The sequence below is a fragment of the Streptomyces prasinopilosus genome (genome assembly GCF_001419695.1).
GTDB classification, from domain to species: Bacteria; Actinomycetota; Actinomycetes; order Streptomycetales; family Streptomycetaceae; genus Streptomyces; species Streptomyces prasinopilosus.
Genome location: NZ_LIRG01000273.1, coordinates 1 through 3,828, shown reverse-complemented (window position 1 = coordinate 3,828; position 3,828 = coordinate 1). Strand labels below are relative to the sequence as shown.

The window sequence follows — 3,828 nt, the reverse complement described above, 5'->3', positions numbered from 1 at the left end:
GCAGGTTGTCGCGCAGGGAACCCACGAAGACGTGGTGCTCCTGGTTGACCAGCGCCACCTGGGTGCGGACGCGTTCCGCGGTCATCCGGGACAGTTCGGCGCCGCCCAGGGTCACCGTGCCGTTCCCGGGCGCGTAGATCCCGGCGAGCAGCCGCCCCAGGGTGGACTTGCCCGCGCCGGAGGGGCCGACCAGCGCCAGCCTGGTGCCGGGGGCGACCTCCAACGACACCTCGCGCAGCACGTCGACGCCCTCGTGGTAGCCGAAGTGCACCCGCTCGGCGCGCACATGACGCCCGTCAGGGGTCAGCGCGGCGTCCCCGGTGCCGGGCTCGATGTCCCGGACCCCGACCAGCCGGGCCAGCGACACCTGGGCCACCTGCAGTTCGTCGTACCAGCGGAGGATCAGCCCCACCGGGTCGACGAGCATCTGGGCCAGCAGCGCACCGGTCGTCAGCTGGCCGACCCCGATCCAGCCCTGCAGGACGAAGACGCCGCCGATCACCAGCACCGAGCCCATCACGGTCACATGGGTGATGTTGACGACGGGGAAGAGCACCGACCGCAGCCACAGCGTGTAACGCTCCCAGGCCGTCCACTCCTTGATCCGCCGGTCCGACAACGCCACCCGGCGCTCGCTGAGGCGGTGCGCCTCGATGGTCCGTCCCGCGTCCACGGTCTCGGCGAGCACCGCGGCCACGGCGGCGTACCCGGCGGCCTCGGAACGGTACGCGGCCGGCGCCCGCCGGAAGTACCAGCGGCAGCCGGCCACGAGCAGGGGGACGGCGACCAGGACGGCCGGCGCCAGTTCGGGTGCCGTGACGACCAGGCCGCCCAGCAGCAGCGCCGCCCACACCACGCCGATGACGAGCTGGGGCACCGCCTCGCGCATCGCGTTGCCGAGCCGGTCGATGTCGGTCGTGATCCGGGACAGCAGGTCGCCCGTCCCGGCCCGCTCCAGCACGCCGGGCGGCAGCCCGACCGACCGCACCAGGAAGTCCTCGCGCAGATCGGCCAGCATCCGTTCGCCGAGCATCGCCCCGCGCAGCCGCACCTGCCGCACGAACACGGCCTGGACGGCCAGCGCCCCCACGAACAGGGCGGCGGTGAGCCCCAGATGGAGTTCCCGGGTGCGGTCCGGCACCCGTTCCACCAGGCCGCCCAGCAGATACGGGCCGACCATGGAGGAGAGCACCGCGACGGTGTTCACCGTGACCAGGACGACGAAGGCCCTGCGGTGCCTGCGGAGCAGCTCGCCCACATAGGCGCGGACGGTGGCGGGCGCGCCCACGGGCAGGGTGCCGGCCGTGGTGGGGGCCGCCGGGTCGTAGGCCGGTGGTGCCACGCCGATCATGCCGTCTCCTCGATCTCCACGAGCCCGCCCAGGCCGGACAGGTCGTCCGCCCCGGTTTCCGCCCCGGTCCTGTCCCCGGTCCCGAGCCCGGTCGCGTCCCCGGCCGTGCCGCCGGTCTCCGTCTCGCGGGTCACCACGGCCCGGTACCGGGGCTCGGTCCGCACCAGTTCGCGGTGGCCGCCGACCGCCACGACCGTCCCGCCGTGCAGGAAGGCCACCTGGTCCGCCCGGTCCAGCAGCAGGGGTGAGGAGGTGAACACGACGGTCGTCCGTCCCGTCCGCAGGTCCCGCACGCCGTCGGCGATGCGGGCCTCGGTGTGCGAGTCGACGGCGGAGGTCGGCTCGTCCAGGACGAGGACCTCCGGGTCGGTGACCAGGGACCGGGCCAGCGAGAGCCGCTGCCGCTGGCCGCCGGAGAGGGACCGCCCGCGTTCGGTGAGCTGGGCGTCCATCGGGTCCGCGGCCCCCAGCGAACCCTGGACCAGCGCCGCCAGCACGTCCCCGCACTGCGCGGCGTCCAGTGCCTCGCGTGCTCCGACGGCTCCGGACGCGGGGACGTCGAGCAGTTCGCGCAGCGTGCCCGACAGCAGCACCGGGTCCTTGTCCTGGACGAGGACGCAGGCGCGGGCGGAGTCCAGCGGCAGTTCGTCGAGCGGCACGCCGCCGAGCAGCACCGAGCCGTTCCGCGCGGTGTCCGGGGCGTGCACCGCGTGCCCGCCGAGCCGTTCGGCCAGGCGTCCCGCGGCGTCCGGGTCCCCGCACACCACGGCGGTGAGCCGGCCCGCCGGGGCGAGCAGGCCGGTCGCCGGGTCGTACAGGTCTCCGGAGGGCCTCCCGGGGCTCGCGGCCGTCTCGGGACCGGGTGTCCCGGCGGCGTCCGCGGCCCGCTCCAGCGACAGCACACGCGCCGCGCGCTCGGCCGACGGCCGGGAGAAGGAGTAGGCCATCGCGATCTCCTCGAAGTGGCGCAGAGGATAGGCGAGCAGCATCACCGAGCTGTAGACGGTGACCAGTTCCCCCACGGCGATCCGCCCCTGGCGGGCCAGGTGGGCGCCGTAGCAGACCACCGTGATCAGCATGATCCCCGGCAGCAGTACCTGGATCGCGGCGATCAGGGACCACATCCGGGCGCTGCGCACGGCAGCGTGGCGCACCTCCTGGGAGGCGCGGCGGTAACGGTCGAGGAACAGCTCCTCGCCGCCGATGCCGCGCAGTACGCGCAGTCCGGCGACGGTGTCCGAGGCGAGTTCCGTGGCCCGTCCGGCCTTCTCCCGCTGGACGTCGGCCCGCCGGGTGGCGTGGGGGAGCAGCGGCAGGACCGCGAGCGCCAGCAGGGGCAGGCCCACGACGACGACCACACCGAGCGCGGGCTGGTAGACGAGCAGGCCGGCGCAGACCAGCACGATGGTGACCACGGCCGCGATGAACCGGGACAGCGCCTCGACGAACCAGCCGATCTTCTCGACGTCCCCGGTGGAGACGGCCACGACCTCACCGGCCGCGACGCGCCGGGTCAGCGCGGCACCCAGCGTCGCGGTCCTGCGGGCCAGCAGCTGCTGGACACGGGCGGCCGCGGTGATCCAGTTGGTGACGGCGGCCCGGTGCAGGAAGGTGTCACCGACCGCGTTGCCCGCGCAGGCCAGTGCCAGGAGCCCGCCGGCCAGGGCGAGCCGGCTGCCGGAACGGTCGACGGCGGCCTGGACGCCGATGCCCACGCAGAACGGCAGCGAGGCGACGGAGGCGAAGTGCAGCAGCCCCCAGGCGAGGGACTTGAGCTGGCCCGGGAGCTGATTCCGGAAGAGCCACCGCAGGAATCGGGGGCCCGAGCGGACGTCGGGCACGCCCGGGTCGGGATACGGAAGGTCTTGGATCTGCATGACGTCCCAGGGGCTCGCAAGGGCGGGGCCGCGTGGCGTCCTCGGACGGCGCGCGACAGCAAACCGTGACAGATTGACGCCGTCGCGTGCCCCGGGGCAAACGATTTTCCGCGGCAGCGGGCAGAACCGGCCCGGTCCCCGGGGCGGGCCCGGGGGCGCGCCGCACGCCCCCGGCGGGTCCGCCGGACGGCGGCGGTACGAGGATCCGGCGGCGTCTGCGGTGCGGTGTCTCAGCAGGAGGCGTCGCGGTGCCGCGGGTCGGCGGCCGTTCCGTCGACCAGGGCGCTCAGCAGGTCGCCGAGGGCCTCGCGCTGCTCGTCCGCCAGCGGAGCCAGGATCTCCTCCGCGGCGGCCCTGCGCGCGGCGTGCAGCTCCCGCAGGGCCGCGTGCCCGTCGTCGGTGAGTTCGATCCGGATCACCCGCCGGTTGGCCGGATCGGGCACCCGCCGCACTTTGCCGCTCGCCTCCAGCCCGTCGACCAGCGTCGTCACGGCTCGCGGCACCACCTCCAGCCGTTCCGCCAGATCGGCCATGCGGGGAGGGGAGGCGTAGTGGGCGAGAGTGCGCAGCAGCCGGGACTGGGCGGGGGTCACGCCCAGT

Annotated in this window: 3 protein-coding genes; all 3 read right to left on the bottom strand. The window is 74.6% G+C overall.

What is annotated here, in order from left to right; genetic code table 11:
* Positions 1–1,351, bottom strand: a 1,351-nt coding sequence (locus AOK18_RS12835; RefSeq protein WP_055694426.1) for an ABC transporter ATP-binding protein, incomplete at its 3' end; no start/stop codon positions are given.
* A complete protein-coding gene (locus tag AOK18_RS12830) occupies positions 1,348–3,228 on the bottom strand; it encodes an ABC transporter transmembrane domain-containing protein (protein ID WP_055694425.1) in 1,881 nt (626 codons plus the stop codon). The genes AOK18_RS12830 and AOK18_RS12835, both read right to left, overlap by 4 nt.
* A gap of 230 nt (positions 3,229–3,458) precedes the next feature.
* A partial coding sequence (locus AOK18_RS12825) for a MarR family winged helix-turn-helix transcriptional regulator (protein ID WP_055694424.1) occupies positions 3,459–3,828 on the bottom strand: 370 nt, incomplete at its 5' end.